The sequence below is a fragment of the Xanthomonas pisi DSM 18956 genome (assembly GCF_001010415.1).
Classification (GTDB): Bacteria; Pseudomonadota; Gammaproteobacteria; order Xanthomonadales; family Xanthomonadaceae; genus Xanthomonas; species Xanthomonas pisi.
In genome coordinates this window covers 1-388 of the sequence record NZ_JPLE01000271.1, presented here as the reverse complement: position 1 = coordinate 388, position 388 = coordinate 1, and the positions used below count along the sequence as shown (strand labels likewise).

Below are 388 nucleotides of genomic sequence, written 5' to 3'. Positions count from 1 at the left end.
GGGCGAGTCGCTGTCGCTGGGTGGCTACGAGTTCGTCTTCGAGGGGGCGGTGCACCACGAGGGGCCGAACTTCACCTCGGACAAGGCCACCATCCGGGTTTTCGACGGTGACAAGCAGATCGCCACCCTGCATCCGGAGAAGCGCCTGTACACCGTGCAGCAGATGCCGATGACCGAGGCGGGCATCGACGCCGGCTTCACTCGCGACCTCTATGTGGCCCTCGGCGAGCCGCTGGGCGACGGTGCCTGGGCAGTGCGCGTGCATATCAGGCCGTTCGTGCGCTGGATGTGGTTGGGTGGGCTGATGATGGGCCTGGGCGGTGCCCTGGCCGCCGGTGATCGTCGTTATCGTGTCAAGGTAAAGGCCCGCGTGCGCGAAGCGTTGGGT

Annotated in this window: 1 protein-coding gene; it reads left to right on the top strand. The window is 66.5% G+C overall.

Annotated elements, in window-relative coordinates:
* Nucleotides 1-388 (top strand): cytochrome c-type biogenesis CcmF C-terminal domain-containing protein (locus tag Y887_RS17980; protein ID WP_046965653.1); only part of this gene is annotated, 388 nt, incomplete at both ends.